Source organism: Flavobacterium taihuense, assembly GCF_019351435.1.
GTDB lineage: Bacteria > Bacteroidota > Bacteroidia > Flavobacteriales > Flavobacteriaceae > Flavobacterium > Flavobacterium taihuense.
The window spans coordinates 267,595-287,688 of record NZ_JAHWYN010000005.1 but is presented as its reverse complement, the minus strand read 5'-3'; the positions used below and the strand labels follow the sequence as shown (position 1 = coordinate 287,688).

Below are 20,094 nucleotides of genomic sequence, written 5' to 3'. Positions count from 1 at the left end.
TACGCGTTACGCACCCGTGCGCCGGTCTCTGGTTCCGAAAAACCATACCCCTCGACTTGCATGTGTTAAGCCTGCCGCTAGCGTTCATCCTGAGCCAGGATCAAACTCTTCATCGTATATTATGCGCCTAATAAATTAAGCTGTTTTTATTTGACTGAAGTTCTAGTGGTTATTCTCAAATCTTCCGATTCTATTACTCTTATTTTATTTGTTCTGATTTTTCATCAGAACGGCTGTCAATTCAATATGTCTAGGAACGTGTTCTTCTTGTTTTTTCACTCCGTTTAACTCACATGGTGTGTCTCTCGAAGCGGGTGCAAAAGTAACTTTTCTTTTTTAACTGGCAAGAACTTTTTGAAGTTTTTTTGAAAATTTTATTTTTCGTTTTCTTCTCGTTTTCTTAGCAGTATTTCAAGGAACATTACGCGTTTTGCGGGGTGCAAAAGTAACTATCTCTTTTATTTCTCACAAGCTTTTTGAAATCTTTTTTTGAAAATAAATTTCTTTTTTTTTCATCCCTACTTGTCAGTATAGTAAAGAACTTAGTCGCTGTTGCGGGTGCAAAAGTAGCGCCTTTATTCGTGTAAACAATGACTTTTTACATTTATTTTACTTTAATTTTACACTTATTTTTTAAAACATTGATATATTGAAATTTACGAGGCATGCTTTTTGCAAATTTATAAATTTAAGCAGGGTGAATTTGGGAATCTGATCGGTTTTGCTGCGTTTTGGGGTTTGGCTTGGCGTTTTACTGCGCCAACATCGCCAACAGATCTCACGGGTACGACCGATTTACGCGGATTTTTCTTTTGTAGATTTCCCTCCTATATATAAGGTGTGGTTTTATTGTCCCGCTTCTTATGGAAACTAAGGCCATAGCCCCGATAGTAGTGGAAATCCTCCTAGTGCCGGCGTTCGGCACCAGGAGATTGTAACGCATAGCGGGATGAAGCTCCTGATTTTGATAGCTCAACAATGATCCATACATACACTTTTTGAATTGCTCTCCTATATATAATGTAATTAAACTTCTATAAACTGATGTCATTTTTTTATTCCTGTATAAAAATGTCGAACTTTGCGATCTAAAAACACCCTAGATGACACTTCACATAGAAACTCCTGCATTGCTCTTTTCGGCTACTTCATTAATCTTGCTGGCTTACACTAATCGATTTTTAACAGTTGCAACCATTGTACGCGGGTTGAAGAAGGTCTACAAAGAGAAAGAGAATCGAATGATCTTGCTAGAAATAAAAAACCTCAACCTTCGATTAACCCTTATCCGTTATATGCAAATGGCTGGCGTATTGAGTTTGTTCCTATCCGTTTTTACCATGCTTGTTTTGTTTTTAGATTATCAATTGACTGGGATTTATTTATTTGGTTCCAGCTTGCTTGCTTTGTTAATCTCTTTGGCATTGTGCTTTTGGGAGATTAACATTTCGGTTGATGCTTTGCGTTTGCATTTGAGTGATTTGACTCATAAAGAACTTGAAAAAGAACAGCAATCAACTATTGAAGCAAAATAGACTTCGTTTTATTTTCTACTAAATTAAAAATCACACACTCAAAATGTTTAAAAACAATACACTCAAGGGCGTTTTCTTGGTAGGATTTGGCGCGACCAGTTACGGAATGCTGGCTACATTTGTAAAAATGGCTTACACCGAAGGTTATACTACCGCCGAGGTTACGATTTCTCAATTTATATTGGGAATTGCTGGAATCCTTATCATTAATGCATTTCAAAAAGCCAAAAGTGAAACCGAGGTTGTAAAAGCCACGAAGAAAAACATATTTCAGTTGATGATTGCCGGCACCTCTATGGGTCTGACAAGTGTCTTTTATTATATGGCCGTGAAATACATTCCTGTTTCCATAGCCATCATACTATTGATGCAAACCGTATGGATTGGTTTATTACTGGAAATGATTTTGGAAAAAAAAGCACCTTCTATCCAAAAAATCGTTGCTGCTGTTGTGGTTTTATTAGGAACGCTTTTGGCTACCAATATATTTAAGAATGAAATTCAATTGGATTGGCGCGGAATTACTCTTGGAATGTTAGCTGCCTGCTCCTTTACGACCACAATGTTTACAGCAAATAGAGTTGGTTTAGGAATTTCTTCGGCTCAACGAAGCCTGTATATGCTTTTGGGAGGAGCAATAATTGTTTTTGCCTTTGGAATCGTAACACAAAATACTCCGTTTCAATTTGCAATATTTCTGAAATGGGGAATCATATTATCACTTTTTGGCACTATTATTCCCCCTATGCTTATGAATATAGGTTTCCCTCTTACGGGAATTGGATTGGGAAGCATCGTTTCTGCTCTTGAACTTCCTGTTTCTGTTCTAATGGCTTACACTCTTCTTCATGAAGAAGTGGTCTTCTTACAATGGATTGGCATACTACTAATAATATTTGCCATTGTAATAATGAATATAACTTTCAAAAAACAGTAACACATAATGACTATCAGTATTAAAAAAACACAGTAATAATCATTATGTGTTACTTTTTTTATAAATTCGTAATCCATACAATTCTTGTTAAACTACAAAGACAGTATATTGGAATACCTTTTTATAAATTTTCACCTATTAATTATTAACTTAATTTTTTTATTATGAAAAAACTTTTTGCAGAATTTTTCGGAACGTATTGGTTGGTTTTTGGAGGTTGTGGAAGCGCGCTTTTTGCCGCAGGAATTCCTAATTTAGGAATTGGATTTGTGGGAGTTTCATTGGCCTTTGGATTAACGGTTTTGACAATGGCTTATGCAGTTGGACATATTTCTGGAGGACATTTTAATCCTGCAGTCTCTTTTGGATTATGGGCTGGCGGAAGATTTTCGGCCAAAGAATTACTTCCCTATATTATTGCACAATGTGTTGGCGCTGTCGCAGCAGCAGGAACACTTTACAGTATTGCATCCGGAAAAGCTGGATTTATGATAGACAACACTAAGGCAGGTGCTTTTGCATCTAATGGATATGGAGCCTTTTCTCCCGATGGTTATTCTATGCAGGCCGCTTTTGTTACCGAATTTGTGCTAACCTTATTTTTCCTTTTAATTATACTGGGGGCCACAGACAAATTTGCCAACGGAAAATTTGCCGGAATTGCTATCGGACTTGCTCTAACCCTTATTCACTTAATCAGTATTCCAATCACAAATACATCCGTAAATCCGGCAAGATCATTATCACAAGCTATTTTCGTAGGTGGAGAGCCACTGTCACAACTTTGGTTGTTTTGGGTAGCCCCAATTTTAGGCGCAATAGTCGCTGGCTTCATTTATAAAAATCTATTGCAAGATCATTCAGAAGCTTAGATTTTATAGCCCTATAAATTATAAAGAGAAAAACAAGAGGCTTGATTTTGTTTTTCTCTTTATTTTTGCATTATGAATTCACTTTTTCAATCTGAACCCCTATTTTTAGATTTACCGGATGCCGAAATCATCTACTTCCCTGCTTTTCTTTCAGAAGAAGAAGCAGATTTACTTTTTCAAGAATTACTTAAAACCATACCTTGGCAACAGGATGAAATTACGGTTTATGGCAAAAAACATTTGCAACCACGATTGACTGCTTTGTTTGGAAATGAAGGAAAGCCCTACTCCTATTCGAATATTATCATGCAACCTCACTATTGGACATTGCCTTTGCAAAAACTAAAATCTCTTGTCGAAAATGTTTCCAACACAGTTTTTACAACCGTTTTATTAAATTATTATAGAGATGGCAGTGACAGCAATGGCTGGCATGCCGATAACGAAAGAGAATTAGGAACAAACCCCATAATTGCCTCATTGAGTTTGGGAGCCGAAAGAATTTTTCAGTTAAAACACAACATTGATACTACCCAGAAGAAAAACATAATCCTCGAAAATGGCAGTTTATTATTAATGAAAGGCACTACACAACATTTTTGGAAGCATCAGGTCCCAAAAACAGCAAAACCAATTGGTCCCAGAATAAATCTTACTTTTAGAGTAATCAAATAGAATTGTTTAAAAATTAACTTAAAATATATTTTCAAAAACATCGTTAGCCTAAAAAAGAATTAAAAAATGAATATTTTTTCCAATTAAAATAAAAAGTAATAATAATTTTTATTAATATTGGTATAAGATTTAAAATCAGATTTATTAATCATTAACACCAAATAGAATTAATTTTCACGTGATGAAAAAGAGTAACCGCAAAGAATTGAACTGGGAACAAACAGAAAGGCTAATTACATTAGCCCAAGAGGAAAAAAATCCATTTGAGATTATCAAAAAAGAATTTGGATTAGCTGAAAAGGAGGTTCTTGAAATTATGAAAAAGAAAATGCCTGCAGAGAAATATGAAATGTGGAAAAAGAAAGCCATCGCAAGTAAACCAAAACCCAAACCTCTAAAAATTGATGATTTTGATGATGATTTAGACGGAAAATATTATATAAAAAATAAACTAGACTAACCCAAACCTAAAAAACTCCTGTATATCAGGAGTTTTTTTTTATTTCTTTTTTTAAGTTTTACTTTACTATTAAAGAATAGTAATCTAATAATCTAAACCATACTCATGCTATCTTAGTTTTTTGAATAGACTAGAATTCATGCAATTCAGTTGAAATCCCTCTTTTTGAGTTATTTTTTTATTGGATTTACTTTTATTAAAAGATTTTTGTAACATTTTTAGATTTTAAAATACTAATGCACAAAACAAACATTAACAAAAATGAAAAAAATAATCTTTGCAATTGCTTTTTCTTCCTTAATTTGGACAAGTAAAGCGACCACTACAACCCCTGTAGATTCTAAAAAAGAAGAAATTGAAGTCAATATCAATCTTACTGATGTAAAAGATGACCAAGTTCTGGTTACAGTAAAAGCACCAAAAATCAAAGCGGATGTTATTACTTATAGTCTTCCAAAAACAGTTCCTGGAACTTATTCAGTAGATGATTACGGTAAATACATTGCAGATTTCAAAGCTTATGATAGTAAAGGAAACTTATTGACTGTCTCAAAAACAGATGACAACACTTGGTCAATCAAAAATGCTAAATCACTAATAAAAATTACATATTTAGTAAACGACACTTTTGACACCGAAAAAGGAAGAGGTTTTGGAAAAGACGATGTATTCTCTCCCGCAGGAACCAACATTGATGCAAATAAAAATTTCATGCTGAACTTGCATGGTTTTGTTGGTTATTTCCAAGACAAAAAAGAGATGCCGTACAAAGTTACCATAACGCATCCTGAAACACTTTGGGGAGCTACTTCAATGATTGACAAAGATAGTTCTAAAACAGTGGATCTTTTTGAAATGCCACTTTACTCCGAATTACTGGAAAATCCAATTATGTATTCTAAACCTGACTATACCACTTTTACGGTAGACAATATGGATATTCAAATTGCAGTTTACTCACCATCAGGAAAAGTAACAGCTGAGAGCATCACTCCCGAAATGAAGACGGTGATGACGGCTCAAAAAACATTTTTAGGCAAAATTAATTCCACAAAAAAGTATACTGTTATTCTATATTTATCTACAATGACTCCAACCGATGCAAAAGGTTTTGGCGCATTAGAACATCCTACGGCAACTACTGTTGTTATGCCCGAAATGATGCCTTTAGACGAATTGGTTAAACAAATGAAAGATGTGGTTTCTCATGAATTCTTTCATATTGTAACTCCTTTAACCATTCATTCTAAAGAAATTCAATATTTTGATTACAATGCTCCTAAAATGTCCCAACATTTATGGATGTACGAAGGAGTGACGGAATACTTTGCCAATCTCTTCCAAATCAACCAAGGATTAATCAAAGAAGATGAATTTTATTCTCGAATAGCCGAAAAAATAGAAAGTGCCAACACTATGAATGACACTATGCCATTTACCACTATGAGTGCCAATGTATTGACCGAACCTTACAAAGATCAATACTTAAATGTATATCAAAAAGGAGCTTTAATTGGAATGTGTTTGGACATACAAATCAGAGAAAGCAGCAATGGAAAAAGAGGAATCTTAGACTTAATGCACCAATTATCTAATGAATATGGAGTTTCAAAACCCTTTAATGATGCAGATCTATTTGCAAAAATAACAGCACTAACTTATCCTGAAGTGGGCGATTTTTTAACTAAATACGTATCTGGACCAACTCCAATACCGTATTATGAGTATTTAACAAAAGTTGGAGTAACAAAAGTAACCAAAAAAACTCCAGAAGGAATATTCCTAAAAGGTCAGGTTCCATATATCGCTGTAAATCATGAAAACAAAGAGATCTTTGTTGCTCCAAATAAAGAATTAAGTATATTCTATTCAACCTTAGATTTAAAAGCTGGAGATATAATTCTTGCCATCAACGACAAAGCTTATTCGTTAGACAATATTTACGATATGATTACCGAAAGTCAAAAATGGAAAGAAAACGATCCTATCACAATCAAAATTAAACGTGATGGAAAAGAACAAGTATTAAAAGGAACCGTAAAATTCCCTTATATAGACACCAACGGTCTTGAAGCATCAGACGCTTCAAAAGCCTCACTTAGAGAAGCTTGGATGAAAGGATAATCTTAAAAGTCCAATTCAAAAATCCCATTCGCCGCGGCGAATGGGATTTTTTTTTGAAATTCACTCCCGTTAAAACGATTCATTCCAACAATTTTCTTTATTTTGCGCCAAAAATAAACAAAACTAAAAACATCATACTTCAACAATGAAGAATAATGCATTTAGGTTCCCAAAAAACAAATATTATTTACACATGAAAAATTCTATTATTGCTTTTGCTACTCTACTCCTTTTAGTCGCTTGTAACAAAAATGAATCCAAAACAAATCTGCATATCACAGGAAACATTAAGGGATTAAAAGAAGGTACCTTGTACATTCAAAAGTATGCTGATTCTTCTCTAGTTGCCATCGACAGTATAAAAATTGATGGAAACGCTGCTTTTGAAAGTAATATTGATTTGAAATCACCAGAAATGTTGTATCTATATCTTGACAGAGGTGTAACCAACTCCCTTGACAATAACATCATGTTCTTTGCAGAGCCAGGAACCATCAATATTGACACCAACTTAGATTCGTTTATTTCAAGTGCTAAAATCACAGGATCCAAAAACCAAGAATTATTTGAAGAATATAAAAAAATAAATTCTCGCTTCAATGATGAAAATCTAACTTTGATCGAGAAAAAATTTAGAGCAATAAAAAGCAATAATGCCAAAGCAGTTGATAGTCTCAACGCTTTACAAGACAACAATATAAAACGAAAATACCTTTACGCGACCAATTTTGCTGTTAACAACAAAGATCACGAGGTATCTCCATATATTGCTCTAGCCGAAATCTATGATATCAATATTAAATATTTGGATACCATTCAAAAATCAATGACTCCAAAAGTTGCCAACTCTCTTTATGGTAAAAAATTGACCAAATACGTGAATGACATCAAAAAAAATGAAGCAAAATAGTTCAACCTATTTTATATATGCAAACCGCCTTATCAGGGCGGTTTTTTTGTATCCAAAATTCATCAGTTAATTTCTTTTTGTCCGTTTGTAAAAATTACCATGGCCAGGCTTTCCAATAGCTGTCAGAATGAGCGACTTCAGTAGCTCGCTCCAATCCAACGTTATTAAGTTAAGTTTTCTTATTTCTTGCTAATCTTTGCCTAAATTTAGCTCTCACAAAGGCGCAGAGACGCAAAGAAAACAGTTTTAAATTTTGCAGCTTGCGGCTTTGCGAGAAAGTTTAAAACTTAAAAATATCACCTCCAATTCCTCTCACGAGCCGATCAGAATCCTAATCCCTGATCCATCCCAATCCGATTTCATGACCGTACAGATATAAAATAAAAAACCACCTAACAAAAGTTAGATGGTTTTACTAAAGAGCCGGCGGAGGGACTCGAACCCACGACCTGCTGATTACAAATCAGCTGCTCTAGCCAACTGAGCTACGCTGGCGGACTCAATATATTTTGCAATGTGTCAAACTCAAATAAAAAACCATCTAAATGAATAGATGGTTTTTTTGAGCCGGCGGAGGGACTCGAACCCACGACCTGCTGATTACAAATCAGCTGCTCTAGCCAACTGAGCTACGCTGGCGACTCATTACGGGTGCAAATATAAGTCTGTATTTCGTTTTTCCAAAATAAATTCAAACTTTTTTTGCCCTTTTTTTTACTGCAAATCGTTGATTTTACCAATCAATTGATTAGCAGTTTGTTCCAATTCTACATTTATTTGTTTGAAATGTGCTTTTTTGTTTTCAACATTTTTAGCGTTCACTTTAGTGATCAAAACATCAAAAGCAGCGATAGCTTCGTCAATTAATGCATTCGTTTCTTCTGTAGGTTTTCCTGTTGTAGAAATCTCAAACAAGTAAACTGCTTCAATAATATCTCCTAAAACGTAGTTGATGTCTTTCTTTAAATTCTTAACGTTTGCCATTTTATTTTTTATTTAATTTGCGTTTGCAAAAGTACACATAATCTTTCTATTCCCAACTATGAAATCGCCATAAAAACTAGTTTGTTACAAACAAACACCCATCAATAAAAGGCGATAACATAGATGACCTATAAAAAATAAAATTCACATCTATGAAATGTAAATTTCTAAAATAGAAGCTTTTCCCTTCAAATTATAGTTCTTCATTGCAGCAGGAATAAGTACTGTATCTCCTTTTATATATTGATACGTAACACCATCATAGGCTATTTCAAAAGAACCTTCAACACACATATACACCACAAAAGACATTCCTGAATTCACAACCTCTTTTTCATTTTCCAATGGAATAAAATTGGTCGTAAAGTATGGACAGTCAACTACTGTATTCGACTTATTTACTTCTTTGGTATATTCTTTATAAGTATTGACTTTTTTATAGTTTATGGCATCTAATGCCAAATCAACATGAAGCTCTCTTGTATTTCCTTGGGCGTCTTTGCGGTCAAAATCATATAAACGATAGGTAATATCAGAAGTTTGTTGAATTTCGGCAACTACCAATCCAGCTCCAATGGCATGTACAGTACCGGTTTCTAAGAAAAAAACATCCCCTGGTTTTGCTTTTACATCATCTAATATGCTGGTTAACGTTTTATTATTAAGATGCTCTACATATTCTTTAGCACTGGAATCATTTTTAAAACCTACAATGATTCTTGCATCTGCATCGGCTTGCATCACGTACCACATTTCGGTTTTACCAAAAGAATTGTGGCGTTTTTTGGCCAATTCATCATTAGGATGAACCTGAATGGATAAATCCTCACGAGCATCCAAATATTTAAAAAGCAGTGGAAATTGATTTCCAAACCTTTTATAAACGGCTGTTCCAAGAATTTCGTTTGGCAATTCGTTGATTAATTCTGTCAATGCTTTTCCCTTATAATCACCGTTTGCAACAACACTTACATCTCCTTCAACGGTCGACAACTCCCAACTCTCGCCTGTAATACTAGAAGTAATTGGTTTGTTCAAGATTGTTTTTAATTTTTCTCCACCCCAAATTCTTTCTTTGAGGATTGCATCAAACTGTAATGGGTATATTTTTGAGTTCATCTTTTTTATTTACAAATTTCGATACTTTTCTATTCAATCAATAATACTATTTTGTCAATTTACTATTGTAATTTTCTAATTGCTTCAAGCGCTTTTGGAATATGCCGTTTTGCCATCATACTGTCAAATACCATAATAATCGTTCCTGTTTTATCTGCCACATAGGTAACCCTCCCTGGCAATAATCCAAATAAGCCTGCGGGAACTCCAAAAAGCTTCCTTATTTTCTTGTCAGAGTCTGACAAAAGGATAAAAGGCAATTTAAATTGTTGGGTGAATCTTTGATGTGATAGAATGCTATCACTACTTATTCCAATAACTTCTGCACCCAAATCAGTAAAATCTTCGTATTGATCCCTAAAACTGCAAGCTTGAGCCGTACATCCTGGAGTATTGTCCTTGGGGTAAAAATAAATAACCAACGGTTTTATTCCTATTATTTCCTGACTGTCAAAATCATTCCCATGAGTGTCTTTTGCTGTAAAATTTGGAATTTTATCTCCTGTTTTTAGTTCCATTATTCTCCTTTATAGGTTACAAAATTTCGGGGTGTTTCATAAAGAACCACTTCTAAATCTAAATCTGATTTTACTTTTTTTCGTATTTTATTCCAAATCACCACTACAATATTCTCTGCAGTAGGATTCAAATCTTGAAATTCTGGCACATCCAGATTCAAATTCTTATGATCAAATTGATCTTCCACTTCTTCTTTGATAATATCTGTCAGGAATTTCACATCCATAACATAGCCTGTTTCCTTGTTAATTTCCCCCGTAACACTTACAATTAATTCATAATTGTGCCCGTGAAAATTAGGATTATTGCATTTACCAAAAATGGCATCATTTTGTTCGAAAGTCCAATCTTTTCGATACAAACGATGCGCTGCATTAAAATGGGCTTTTCTGGATATGGTTACTCTCATGGGGTGGCTTTTAGATTTTAGATTGCAAATTTTAGATTACTGCTTATTAATTTTAGATTTCTGCATTCTAAAATCTTTAATTCTGCTTTCTGACTTCTTATATTGTATGTTCTTCCAAGAAATGGTAAAATTCATCAAAAATAATTTTGAACCAAACCGTATAGATATCTGGATTCAAAAGCATATCACTTTGTATATCCTCAATTTTCATCCATTTCCAATCTTCTACTTCGTCTGTATTGATTTCAGGCGCTCCATTATAATAACCAATCATTACGTGATCCAGTTCATGCTCTGTCAAACCATTATCAAAAGGAGCTTTGTAAATAAAATGAAAAAGTTCTTTCAATTCGGTATTAAAACCCATTTCCTCAAACAATCTTCGATTACCCGCTTGAATATTGGTTTCACCGTCTCGTTGATGACTGCAACAGGTATTTGTCCATAATAAAGGAGAATGGTATTTTTGATGTGCTCTTTGTTGGAGCATCACTTCATTTTTATCATTTAAAACAAAAACAGAAAAAGCACGATGCAAAATGGCTTTTTCATGTGCTTCCAATTTTGGCATTAAACCAATTTGTTTATCTAATTCATTTACTAATATTACTTTTTCTTCTTCCATAGTGCGTATTGATGAAACAAAAGTACAAAAAAGATATCCTTTGTAAAGGCTTTAACATTCTTTTGCCTTTTGTGGAAGTTATCATTCTTGAGAAACCTTGAAATCCAACCCATAGAAATTCTACATTTCCTTTTTTGTATATTTGATATTATAAATTCATACGTAAATCTATGATTCACATCCGAAAAGCAACCTCACACGACCTAACAATATTATTGGAATTTGAGCAAGGAATTATCGCTGCCGAACGTCCATTCGATCCAACATTGAAAGAGGGGGAAATAAGTTATTACAACCTAGAAAAAATGATTTCAGCAGCTGATGTTGAAGTCATTGTTGCCGTTCTAGACGAACAAATTATTGGCTCTGGCTATGCCAGAATTGAAGATGCAAAACCGTATTTGAATCACAAATTATATGCTTATTTGGGTTTTATGTTTACGCATCCTGACCATCGAGGAAAAGGAGTAAACACTCAAATTATCGAAGCACTAAGCGACTGGGTTCGTTTGCACGGTATCTCCGAGATGCGACTGGATGTTTACAATGATAATTTTTCGGCAATAAGAGCGTATGAAAAGGCAGGATTCAAAAAACATTTAATCAACATGCGTATTAGCATATAGAGAAACAGACTATTTACCTTTTTATAAAACCAAAAACCTTTTTTTTACGTATCTAACAATAGTTAAAACTTACTTAAATCACTCTCAATTGTAAAGTACCTGACATTTCTGGGATGATATATACAATACATTTGTAGCACAAAAAACAAAACATGAAAACGAAAATTAATTTTTTTAGCTTCTTATTTTTAATTCCATTATGCATGTTTAATGCATGCGGACAAACAAAAGACAAAGAAAACAACAGCACAAAATCTTCAAGTATGGAAACGAATAGCAGCAAACCTAAAAACCCTTATTATTCTCATACCGATACTACAAAACTCAATCTTACAGATGCCGAATGGAAAAATATTTTACCAGAAGACGTTTATTTAGTATCTCGTAAAGCGGATACCGAAAGACCTTTTACAGGTAAATATTGGAACACTGATGTGAAAGGAACCTATTATTGCGCAGCTTGTGGCAATCTTCTTTTCCGTTCTGGGGCCAAATTTGCCAGCAGTTGTGGTTGGCCCAGTTTTTTTGAACAGGAAAACAAAAAAAGTATCGTCTTTAAAAATGATAATTCTATCGGTATGGAACGAATTGAAGCTCTATGTGGCAGATGTGGCGGTCATTTAGGTCACTTATTTGATGATGGTCCTGCCCCAACTGGAAAAAGATATTGCATGAATTCTATTGCTCTTGATTTTGTCCCTGATACCAAATAACCAATAAAATTAATCTTTATGAAAACAAAATTAATTATTTTAGGCTGTTTGTTATTTACCGGAACGCTATTTTCACAAAACAATACTACATCCAAAAAAATGACACGATCTAATTTTGAAACCATAACACTGGGGGGAGGATGCTATTGGTGTGTAGAAGCCGTTTATGAAAACCTAAAAGGAGTTAAATCTGTTGTTTCTGGTTTTTCAGGAGGCAAAACGATAAACCCCAGTTATGAAGAAGTTTGCTCTGGCACCACTGGTCATGCTGAAGTGGTTCAAATTACTTTTGATAAAACAGTAACCAATCTGGATGAAATTTTCAAAGTGTTTTTTACAGTACACGACCCAACAACACTGAATAGACAAGGTGCTGATAGAGGAACACAATACCGTTCTGTGATTTTTTATAATAAGGAAGAACAAAAACAAGAAGCAAAATCAATCATTGCCGAGCTCAAAAATGCCAAAGTATATGACAACCCAATTGTAACTACTCTTGAACCTTTTACTACGTTTTATAAAGCAGAAGATTACCATCAAAATTATTATGCCAATAACAAAAATCAGCCCTATTGTCAAATGGTCATTCAACCCAAAATAGAAAAATTTGAAAAGGTATTTAAAGATAAACTGAAAAATAAAAAGTAGTTTTAGCATTAAAAAGGCGAGATCATATTTTCGCCTTTTTTTATACTTGCAATCTATTACCGAAATCCCCACCAAATGAGCCTTCAAAATCAAAGAATTAAAGTTGAAGAATTACCACAAGACTTTCTTTTTATAAAAAAAGCATTTCAAGATAATGGTATCTTCGAAATAACCCAGCCCGTTCTTGAACCCGAAAGTGCTGAATATGGAGCCTGTACTTTCACTCTAAACAATTTAAAAATTAGATTCCGAACGGCAAAAATAACGCCTACCAAAACAGGCCAATTTGTAACGTTGTGGAAAAGAATAAATCAAGGTCCTATTCAGCCTTTTGACAGTTTTGATCCTATCGATTTATTCATTATCAGCACCCGAAAAGACAATCAGTTTGGATTATTTATTTTTCCAAAATCTATTCTTATAACTAAAGAAATAATTTCAGATAAAAAAGAGGGTAAACGTGCTATTCGGGTATATCCGCCTTGGGATAGCACCACCAGCAAACAAGCCCAAAAAACACAGAAATGGCAATTGGATTATTTCTTGGAAATACAAGAAAATAATTTATTTAGCATCGAACTCGCAAACCTACTTTTGACACAAACTGAATAGTTCCCTTTATTTTCATATATTTAGTTTCAATTTATAACTAAATAACTATGAATATAAGACATTCCATACTATCCTTCTTATTGCTGTTTTTTGGCATCCAAAATTGTTTTTCGCAGACAATAATCAATGAAAAAAATACAGCTGTAACTTATATTCCGGACCGTGATTTGGGAGAATTATTCATTACTGTACAAAAAGAACATGTATTTCCGGACTCCAAAACCTTTGTCGATTGTATTCCAAATGAAAATCCATTCGAAATTTTAAACAAATACCAAAAAGCAAAAAATTCCGGTTCTTTTGTACTAAAAGAGTTTGTCCAACAAAACTTCACTCTTCCTCCAATCATTCCTCCAACTGTGATTGACACGAATAAAAATATGATGTTGCATTTGCAAAATCACTGGCCTAATCTCGTCAGAGAATCCAAATCAAAGGACCAATATACCACCTTAATCAGTCTTCCTTATCCATTTGTGGTTCCGGGAGGACGATTTAGAGAAATGTTTTATTGGGACAGTTATTTTACTATTATTGGTCTTTTGGAAAGCAATCAAGATGAATTGGCTCTAAATATGATTCGCAACTTTGCTTATTTAGTAAACACTTACGGACACATTCCCAATGGCAATAGAACGTACTTTTTGTCTCGTTCTCAACCACCATTTTTTGCCGAAATGCTTAAAGTTTATTCTCAGAAGCATGGTGTCAATTCTGTTATTGCATTTTTACCTGCATTAGAAAAAGAATATCAATATTGGACAGCTGACGCTAAAAATGTATCTCAATCGAAAATTGCCGTAAACAAATCTGTTTGGACAAATGAAACCATTTTGAACCGCTATTCTGGAACGCTTACCACACCAAGAGCTGAAGCCTATGACAAAGAACACAAATGGTCACAGGCATTGAAAGAAGAATTGCGACCTGCATTTCATCAAAATTTACGTGCCGCTTGCGAGTCGGGTTGGGATTTTAGCAGCAGATGGTTTGCTGACGAAAAAAATAAAACCACGGTCCAATGCGAGAACTTCATTCCGGTTTGTCTGAACAGTTTGTTGTACAATTGCGAAAAAGAACTTGCTGCTTTATACCAATTTCAATCCAATTCTAAAATAGCTAAAAAATATGAAGCTTTAGCCGAATCAAGAAAAAAAGCAATCCTAAAATATTGCTGGTCCGAAAAAGAAAGTATTTTCAATGATTATGACTTTGTAACTAGGAGACAAAATTCCGTGATTTCATTGGCAACTGTCTATCCGCTATTTTTTGGCATTGCAACGCAACAACAAGCCAATAAAGTTGCCCAAACCATACAAGAAAAATTCTTAATGAAAGGTGGTGTAGTTACCACTTTGAACAAGACTGGCGAGCAATGGGATGCTCCTAATGGTTGGGCTCCACTTCAATATTTGACCGTTATGGGACTGGCGCGGTACGGACATATTGAATTGGCAAAAAATATAGCGCAACGATGGCTGGCACTTAATGAAAAAGAATATTTGGCAGAGGGGAAAATGATGGAAAAATACAATGTCGTAGATCTAGATTTACCTGGCGGCGGCGGAAACTATACCAATCAAGATGGATTTGGCTGGACAAATGGAGTTGACTTAGCCCTAAACAGTTGGTTGTTGAGAATAGAAACTAATAAATAACTTTAAACAAAAAAACATGAAAATTAGATTATTATGCTGTGTAACTTTCTTATTCTTAGCCGTTACAAACATCTCCCAAGCTCAGGAAAAAAAAGTAGCTCCAACTTCGCAAGAACTGTACAACGAAATCGCAGCAATGGATACTGTCCTTTTTGACGCTTTTAATGCAAAAGATATGGCCAAATTCAAACCGTTGTTTACTGAAGATCTCGAATGGTACCAAGACAATGGCGGATTACTTTCCTATGAAACCGTTTTTACAAATTTTGAAAAAATGTTCAAAAACGAAAATAAACTAACCCGACAGTTGGTCAAAGACAGTCTTGAAGTACATCCCATAAAAGATTATGGAGCCATCGAAATAGGAGTTCATCAATTCCGACACATGGAAAATGGAAAAGAAGAAATAGGTACCTTTAAATTTGTTATGATTTGGAAGAAAGTGAACAATCAATGGAAACTATCAAGAGTAATAAGCTACGATCATTGATTTAAATAAAAAAATAAAATCTGCTAGGTATAATTACTTTTATACACAAAAAAAAAGAATTCAATAAATTTAAAAAATGATCATTAGAAACGCTTTAATTGAAGATATTAATCAGATTCAAGCAGTACGAAATTCGGTAACAGAAAATACGTTGTCAGATCCTAACTTGGTAACTGATGAAGATTGCAAGGAGTTCATGACCAATAGAGGAAAAGGTTGGGTTTGTGAGATTGAGAACGAGATTGTTGGTTTTGCAATTGTTGATTTGAAAGAAAATAATATTTGGGCATTATTTTTAAATCCTAAATTTGAGAAAAAAGGAATTGGCAAACAACTTCATGACAACATGCTTGACTGGTATTTTGGGCAGACAAAAAAAAGTGTTTGGTTAGGCACTTCTCCAATGACAAGAGCCGAAAAATTTTATCGAAAAGCAGGTTGGATAGCGATTGGAACACATGGAAACAATGAAATTAAATTTGAAATGACTTATAAAGATTGGGCCGCCAAGAAATTGAGTTAAACTTTCATTAACTCCTGAAATTTAGCTTTCTTTGCATCCTCAAAAAAATGAAAAATGAAATGAGCATAACCGTAAATTGGTCGCAATTGAAAATCATCGAATACCGAAATAAAATAGTAACCGCTGAGATAAATACCAATGAAGATATGCGACTCGAACGATAGCGAACAGGCGAAGCAATTCCTCATTACATAAAAACATTATCTCATATGAAAGCACTTACCTTCTCCACATTTGGAAACTCAGATGTACTTGAATATATAGAAATCCCTTCACCCCCATTAAAATCAGGCGAAATATTGGTCGAAATGAAAGCGATCGGTCTTAACTTTGCCGATGTGTACAGACGCAAAGGAAATTATCACCTCAAAGGAAACCCACCTTTTATTGCCGGCTATGAAGGAGCTGGAATTGTTGTGGATACGAATGGAAATTCTGATTTCAAAATTGGTGATAGAGTTGCATTTGCTGATGTTCCTTTTGCCAATGCTGAGTTGGTTGCAGTTCCTCTTGAGCATGTAATTCCACTACCGGAGAGTATCTCTTTCGAAACCGCAGCCACCATTTTATTACAAGGTTTGACTGCACATTATTTGGCAACCGACAGTCATAAAACCCAAAAAGGAGAAACGGTATTAGTTCATGCTGCGGCTGGAGGAGTCGGACAATTCTTGACACAAATCAGCAAACTTCTTGGGGCAACAGTAATTGGATTGACCTCATCATCTGAAAAAGCGGCTGTTTCAAAACAAAATGGTGCCACCAAAGTATTTTTATATTCGGAAAACTGGAAAGCGCAAATCTTGGATTTTTGTCCAAAGGGTGTCAATGTCGTTTACGACAGCATTGGAAGCACTTTGACGGACAGTTTCGAAGTAACCAAAATGTGCGGACAAGTCGTGTTCTTTGGAATGGCGGGAAGTGATCCCGAATTTATAAATCCTAGAATGTTGATGGATACCTCAAAAACATTGACTGGCGGTGACTTGTGGAGCTATTTAATTTCAAAAGAAGAACGCATCAAAAGAGCGCATCAATTATTTGATTGGATTGCCAACGCCGATATCACTATTGCAGTACCCACAATTTTCAAACTATCCGAAGGAAAATTGGCTCACGACTATCTGGAAAGCCGAAAAAGCACCGGAAAAATCATATTGATTCCTTAAAAACTTCGTCAATTCTCAAAAGTTCCTCTGTGTACCACACTATAAAGAAAAGAGAACAACTCATCGTTACGGTGAATTGGTCTCTTTTCTTTGTGCTGTCACCACATACCTATCGAAATCCGCTCTACTTCAGTAGCAAGCTTCAAATGAAATTCACTGAACACCTATGAAAATAAAAAAATAGTGCAGTAATCCCTCACGTACAATGCAATTAAGTTAAGAAATTGCTTTTTTTATTTTCACGCAGATTTAGCAGATTTACGTAGAAAAATGAGTCTAAATTCTGCGAAATCTGCCGAATCTGTGTGCTTTTTTTTTATATTTCCACCTTAACTTGATGACATTGCCCTCACGTAAAGCATTAATTAAGACTTTTTTATACACTCAGTCCATTTTCGATTTCAAATTTAAAATTATAAAATCTAAAAACTGCAAACTGTATACTGAACTCTGCGTTTAATTCTTCAATACCTCCGCAATTTTCAAAGCACATTTCTCACCATCAATCGCCGCCGAAATAATTCCGCCCGCATAACCAGCACCTTCTCCACAAGGATACAATCCTTTGATTTCTAAATGCTCATATGAAAAAGCGTCTCTAGGAATACGAACAGGCGAAGACGTTCTGGATTCTGGCGCATGCAAAATGGCTTCGTTTGTCAAATAGCCGCGCATGGATTTTCCGAATTCTGTAAATCCTTCTCTTAAAATTTGAGACAAAAATCCAGGAAAGACTTGTCCCATTTCTACCGAAGTAGTTCCCGGAACATAGGAAGTTTTAGGAATACTGGAAGACACTTTATTCTGTGTAAAATCGACCATGCGTTGTGCCGGAACTTTTTGTGTCTCACCACCCAAATGCCAAGCTTTTTGTTCAATACTTTTTTGAAATTCCATTCCTGCCAGAGCACCAAATTTGGCAAAAGGCTTAAAATCTTCCAATTTCAATTCGATTACAATTCCGGAATTAGCAGTAGCTTGATCTCGTTTGGATGGTGACCAACCATTAGTTACTACTTCGCCTGGACTAGTGGCACAAGGTGCAATCACACCTCCCGGACACATACAAAACGAATACATGCCACGACCATTAACCTGTTTCACTATCGAATATGGTGCTGGAGGCAAATGTTCACCACGATAATCACAACTGTATTGAATGCTGTCAATTAGCGATTGAGGATGTTCGGCCCTTACGCCCAAAGCAAAAGCTTTAGCTTCGATAAGTATTTTCTTTTTATCCAACAACTCAAATATATCCCGTGCCGAATGTCCCGTTGCCAGAATTAATTTATTGGCTAAAATCGTATCTCCATTTTGGGTTACAATTCCCTGTACTTCATTATTTTTTATCAAAATATCGGTCAAACGGGTTTCAAACAAAACCTGTCCGCCACATTCGATGATTTTTTCCCGAATATCTTGTATAATTTGAGGCAATTTATTGGTTCCGATATGCGGATGAGCATCTACCAATATATCTCCAGATGCTCCAAAAGCAACTAGCAATTCTAATATTCGAGTGACATCCCCCCTCTTTTTGGATCGGGTGTATAATTTCCCATCTGAATATGTTCCTGCTCCGCCTTCACCAAAACAATAATTGGAATCTTCATTGACAACATGATCTCTGTTAATGGCTTTCAAATCGCGACGACGGCCACGAACGTCTTTTCCGCGTTCAATCACTATTGGTTTCAAACCCAATTCTATTAATTGCAAAGCGGCAAAAAGTCCCGCTGGTCCTGCCCCTACAACAATTACTTCTTGTGCGGTTGATACATTTTTATAATCAGGCAGTTCTATTTTATGTTCCTGAAAAGGTTCTCCTTTTAAATAAATCGAAACTTTCAAATTCATTTTGATAGCTTTCTGGCGTGCATCAATCGATCTTTTCAAAATAATAACATGCTGAATCTCATTTGCCGAAACTTTTAGTTGTTTGGACAAATAATCTTTGAGTAACGATTCATTGGAAGCGATTTCTGGCGAAACTTGTAATAGGAGTTCTTGTGGCATGTTTTCTAAATACTTCGATTTTTAGATTATTAAAAATAAAACAATCCGTTTGCAAAAGTAACATTTTGAATCCAATTCCAATTGATCAAACAAGAATGGAATAGAAAATCTTGTTTATTTACAACAAGACTATGTAACTTTACATTCTTTAATCAAACGAAATTCAAAAAATATAATGTCCAGAAAAATAAAACTAATATGGGATTTCCGTGGTTCTGCTTCAGCAAAAACAGCCGAACACCACGAAATTCATTTGAAAGAATACATCACAATTGAAAAATTAACTCCAAACATTACAGGATTTCAAATCTTGGATGAAATGTGTGCGATAGCTTATATGGTAGTAGCTGAAGAAAATATGATTCAGATACGTGACGCTTTGAAACCGCATCGTGGAGAAGTTTATCAGTAATCAGATAGCAGAACTCAGACTTCAGTTATGCAGAAAACAAAAAAATCCCATC

Annotated in this window: 22 protein-coding genes, 2 tRNA genes and 1 rRNA gene; 16 read left to right on the top strand and 9 right to left on the bottom strand. The window is 34.8% G+C overall.

The window, feature by feature from the left end:
- A 16S ribosomal RNA gene (locus KZH69_RS08005) occupies positions 1 to 116 on the bottom strand; the annotation flags it as partial.
- 987 nt (positions 117 to 1,103) lie between these two features.
- Here KZH69_RS08005 and KZH69_RS08000 point away from each other — a divergent pair.
- The 7 genes from KZH69_RS08000 (at position 1,104) to KZH69_RS07970 (ending at position 7,513) form a co-directional block, all read left to right on the top strand.
- A complete protein-coding gene (locus KZH69_RS08000; protein WP_219316905.1) occupies positions 1,104 to 1,535 on the top strand; it encodes a DUF2721 domain-containing protein in 432 nt (143 codons plus the stop codon).
- A gap of 43 nt (positions 1,536 to 1,578) precedes the next feature.
- Positions 1,579 to 2,472, top strand: a complete 894-nt coding sequence (locus tag KZH69_RS07995; RefSeq protein WP_219316904.1) for an EamA family transporter — start codon at positions 1,579 to 1,581, stop codon at positions 2,470 to 2,472.
- 164 nt (positions 2,473 to 2,636) lie between these two features.
- Complete coding sequence (gene aqpZ, locus KZH69_RS07990; protein ID WP_219316903.1) at positions 2,637 to 3,344, top strand: aquaporin Z; 708 nt, start codon at positions 2,637 to 2,639, stop codon at positions 3,342 to 3,344.
- A 72-nt stretch (positions 3,345 to 3,416) separates the two neighbouring features.
- On the top strand, positions 3,417 to 4,019 hold the full coding sequence (locus KZH69_RS07985) for an alpha-ketoglutarate-dependent dioxygenase AlkB family protein (protein ID WP_219316902.1): 603 nt from the start codon (positions 3,417 to 3,419) through the stop codon (positions 4,017 to 4,019).
- Positions 4,020 to 4,200: 181 nt separating this feature from the next.
- Entirely contained in the window at positions 4,201 to 4,479 is a 279-nt protein-coding gene (locus tag KZH69_RS07980; protein ID WP_219316901.1) for a DUF2805 domain-containing protein, read from the top strand.
- Between the two features lie 261 nt (positions 4,480 to 4,740).
- The gene (locus KZH69_RS07975; protein ID WP_219316900.1) at positions 4,741 to 6,603 is read left to right on the top strand and encodes a M61 family metallopeptidase; all 1,863 of its coding nucleotides are present in this window, start codon (positions 4,741 to 4,743) and stop codon (positions 6,601 to 6,603) included.
- Between the two features lie 193 nt (positions 6,604 to 6,796).
- Positions 6,797 to 7,513 carry a DUF4369 domain-containing protein gene (locus KZH69_RS07970; RefSeq protein ID WP_219316899.1) on the top strand — a complete coding sequence of 239 codons (717 nt, stop codon included), beginning with the start codon at positions 6,797 to 6,799 and terminating at the stop codon, positions 7,511 to 7,513.
- Positions 7,514 to 7,934: 421 nt separating this feature from the next.
- On the opposite strand, the gene KZH69_RS07965 is transcribed toward KZH69_RS07970, so the two are convergent.
- The 7 genes from KZH69_RS07965 to idi form a co-directional block, all read right to left on the bottom strand.
- Positions 7,935 to 8,008, bottom strand: a tRNA-Thr gene (locus tag KZH69_RS07965).
- Positions 8,009 to 8,078: 70 nt separating this feature from the next.
- A tRNA-Thr gene (locus KZH69_RS07960) sits at positions 8,079 to 8,152 on the bottom strand.
- A gap of 75 nt (positions 8,153 to 8,227) precedes the next feature.
- The gene (locus KZH69_RS07955) at positions 8,228 to 8,497 is read right to left on the bottom strand and encodes a hypothetical protein (protein ID WP_111410923.1); all 270 of its coding nucleotides are present in this window, start codon (positions 8,495 to 8,497) and stop codon (positions 8,228 to 8,230) included.
- 150 nt (positions 8,498 to 8,647) lie between these two features.
- The gene (locus tag KZH69_RS07950) at positions 8,648 to 9,616 is read right to left on the bottom strand and encodes a type I phosphomannose isomerase catalytic subunit (RefSeq protein WP_219316898.1); all 969 of its coding nucleotides are present in this window, start codon (positions 9,614 to 9,616) and stop codon (positions 8,648 to 8,650) included.
- Between the two features lie 62 nt (positions 9,617 to 9,678).
- The gene (locus KZH69_RS07945; protein WP_219316897.1) at positions 9,679 to 10,134 is read right to left on the bottom strand and encodes a peroxiredoxin; all 456 of its coding nucleotides are present in this window, start codon (positions 10,132 to 10,134) and stop codon (positions 9,679 to 9,681) included.
- The gene (locus tag KZH69_RS07940) at positions 10,134 to 10,544 is read right to left on the bottom strand and encodes a 6-pyruvoyl trahydropterin synthase family protein (RefSeq protein ID WP_219316896.1); all 411 of its coding nucleotides are present in this window, start codon (positions 10,542 to 10,544) and stop codon (positions 10,134 to 10,136) included. Before KZH69_RS07940 ends, KZH69_RS07945 begins: the two co-directional genes overlap by 1 nt.
- A gap of 97 nt (positions 10,545 to 10,641) precedes the next feature.
- The gene (gene idi / locus KZH69_RS07935) at positions 10,642 to 11,169 is read right to left on the bottom strand and encodes an isopentenyl-diphosphate Delta-isomerase (protein WP_219316895.1); all 528 of its coding nucleotides are present in this window, start codon (positions 11,167 to 11,169) and stop codon (positions 10,642 to 10,644) included.
- A 170-nt stretch (positions 11,170 to 11,339) separates the two neighbouring features.
- Between idi and KZH69_RS07930 the strand changes: the two genes are divergently transcribed.
- The 8 genes from KZH69_RS07930 (at position 11,340) to KZH69_RS07895 (ending at position 17,611) form a co-directional block, all read left to right on the top strand.
- Positions 11,340 to 11,795 (top strand): GNAT family N-acetyltransferase, encoded by a 456-nt coding sequence (locus KZH69_RS07930; RefSeq protein WP_219316894.1) that lies wholly within the window; start codon positions 11,340 to 11,342, stop codon positions 11,793 to 11,795.
- Positions 11,796 to 11,947: 152 nt separating this feature from the next.
- Entirely contained in the window at positions 11,948 to 12,508 is a 561-nt protein-coding gene (gene msrB / locus KZH69_RS07925; RefSeq protein WP_219316893.1) for a peptide-methionine (R)-S-oxide reductase MsrB, read from the top strand.
- A gap of 18 nt (positions 12,509 to 12,526) precedes the next feature.
- Entirely contained in the window at positions 12,527 to 13,159 is a 633-nt protein-coding gene (gene msrA / locus KZH69_RS07920; RefSeq protein WP_219316892.1) for a peptide-methionine (S)-S-oxide reductase MsrA, read from the top strand.
- A 75-nt stretch (positions 13,160 to 13,234) separates the two neighbouring features.
- Positions 13,235 to 13,771 (top strand): MepB family protein, encoded by a 537-nt coding sequence (locus KZH69_RS07915; RefSeq protein ID WP_219316891.1) that lies wholly within the window; start codon positions 13,235 to 13,237, stop codon positions 13,769 to 13,771.
- A gap of 47 nt (positions 13,772 to 13,818) precedes the next feature.
- Complete coding sequence (locus tag KZH69_RS07910; RefSeq protein ID WP_219316890.1) at positions 13,819 to 15,429, top strand: trehalase family glycosidase; 1,611 nt, start codon at positions 13,819 to 13,821, stop codon at positions 15,427 to 15,429.
- Between the two features lie 16 nt (positions 15,430 to 15,445).
- Positions 15,446 to 15,919 (top strand): nuclear transport factor 2 family protein, encoded by a 474-nt coding sequence (locus KZH69_RS07905; protein ID WP_219316889.1) that lies wholly within the window; start codon positions 15,446 to 15,448, stop codon positions 15,917 to 15,919.
- A 76-nt stretch (positions 15,920 to 15,995) separates the two neighbouring features.
- Positions 15,996 to 16,442, top strand: coding sequence for a GNAT family N-acetyltransferase (locus tag KZH69_RS07900; RefSeq protein ID WP_219316888.1), 447 nt, complete (start codon positions 15,996 to 15,998; stop codon positions 16,440 to 16,442).
- 209 nt (positions 16,443 to 16,651) lie between these two features.
- The gene (locus KZH69_RS07895; RefSeq protein WP_219316887.1) at positions 16,652 to 17,611 is read left to right on the top strand and encodes a quinone oxidoreductase family protein; all 960 of its coding nucleotides are present in this window, start codon (positions 16,652 to 16,654) and stop codon (positions 17,609 to 17,611) included.
- A gap of 456 nt (positions 17,612 to 18,067) precedes the next feature.
- Here KZH69_RS07895 and KZH69_RS07890 read toward each other — a convergent pair whose 3' ends face one another.
- On the bottom strand, positions 18,068 to 19,630 hold the full coding sequence (locus KZH69_RS07890; protein WP_219316886.1) for an NAD(P)/FAD-dependent oxidoreductase: 1,563 nt from the start codon (positions 19,628 to 19,630) through the stop codon (positions 18,068 to 18,070).
- A 175-nt stretch (positions 19,631 to 19,805) separates the two neighbouring features.
- Between KZH69_RS07890 and KZH69_RS07885 the strand changes: the two genes are divergently transcribed.
- Positions 19,806 to 20,042, top strand: a complete 237-nt coding sequence (locus KZH69_RS07885) for a hypothetical protein (RefSeq protein WP_219316885.1) — start codon at positions 19,806 to 19,808, stop codon at positions 20,040 to 20,042.
- The last annotated feature ends 52 nt before the right edge of the window (positions 20,043 to 20,094 follow it).

Coding starts and splice junctions, on each gene's coding strand:
- KZH69_RS08000 (WP_219316905.1), top strand. CDS start 1,104: ATGACACTTCACATAGAAACTCCTGCATTGCTCTTTTCGGCTACTTCA.
- KZH69_RS07995 (WP_219316904.1), top strand. CDS start 1,579: ATGTTTAAAAACAATACACTCAAGGGCGTTTTCTTGGTAGGATTTGGC.
- aqpZ (WP_219316903.1), top strand. CDS start 2,637: ATGAAAAAACTTTTTGCAGAATTTTTCGGAACGTATTGGTTGGTTTTT.
- KZH69_RS07985 (WP_219316902.1), top strand. CDS start 3,417: ATGAATTCACTTTTTCAATCTGAACCCCTATTTTTAGATTTACCGGAT.
- KZH69_RS07980 (WP_219316901.1), top strand. CDS start 4,201: ATGAAAAAGAGTAACCGCAAAGAATTGAACTGGGAACAAACAGAAAGG.
- KZH69_RS07975 (WP_219316900.1), top strand. CDS start 4,741: ATGAAAAAAATAATCTTTGCAATTGCTTTTTCTTCCTTAATTTGGACA.
- KZH69_RS07970 (WP_219316899.1), top strand. CDS start 6,797: ATGAAAAATTCTATTATTGCTTTTGCTACTCTACTCCTTTTAGTCGCT.
- KZH69_RS07955 (WP_111410923.1), bottom strand. CDS start 8,497: ATGGCAAACGTTAAGAATTTAAAGAAAGACATCAACTACGTTTTAGGA.
- KZH69_RS07950 (WP_219316898.1), bottom strand. CDS start 9,616: ATGAACTCAAAAATATACCCATTACAGTTTGATGCAATCCTCAAAGAA.
- KZH69_RS07945 (WP_219316897.1), bottom strand. CDS start 10,134: ATGGAACTAAAAACAGGAGATAAAATTCCAAATTTTACAGCAAAAGAC.
- KZH69_RS07940 (WP_219316896.1), bottom strand. CDS start 10,544: ATGAGAGTAACCATATCCAGAAAAGCCCATTTTAATGCAGCGCATCGT.
- idi (WP_219316895.1), bottom strand. CDS start 11,169: ATGGAAGAAGAAAAAGTAATATTAGTAAATGAATTAGATAAACAAATT.
- KZH69_RS07930 (WP_219316894.1), top strand. CDS start 11,340: ATGATTCACATCCGAAAAGCAACCTCACACGACCTAACAATATTATTG.
- msrB (WP_219316893.1), top strand. CDS start 11,948: ATGAAAACGAAAATTAATTTTTTTAGCTTCTTATTTTTAATTCCATTA.
- msrA (WP_219316892.1), top strand. CDS start 12,527: ATGAAAACAAAATTAATTATTTTAGGCTGTTTGTTATTTACCGGAACG.
- KZH69_RS07915 (WP_219316891.1), top strand. CDS start 13,235: ATGAGCCTTCAAAATCAAAGAATTAAAGTTGAAGAATTACCACAAGAC.
- KZH69_RS07910 (WP_219316890.1), top strand. CDS start 13,819: ATGAATATAAGACATTCCATACTATCCTTCTTATTGCTGTTTTTTGGC.
- KZH69_RS07905 (WP_219316889.1), top strand. CDS start 15,446: ATGAAAATTAGATTATTATGCTGTGTAACTTTCTTATTCTTAGCCGTT.
- KZH69_RS07900 (WP_219316888.1), top strand. CDS start 15,996: ATGATCATTAGAAACGCTTTAATTGAAGATATTAATCAGATTCAAGCA.
- KZH69_RS07895 (WP_219316887.1), top strand. CDS start 16,652: ATGAAAGCACTTACCTTCTCCACATTTGGAAACTCAGATGTACTTGAA.
- KZH69_RS07890 (WP_219316886.1), bottom strand. CDS start 19,630: ATGCCACAAGAACTCCTATTACAAGTTTCGCCAGAAATCGCTTCCAAT.
- KZH69_RS07885 (WP_219316885.1), top strand. CDS start 19,806: ATGTCCAGAAAAATAAAACTAATATGGGATTTCCGTGGTTCTGCTTCA.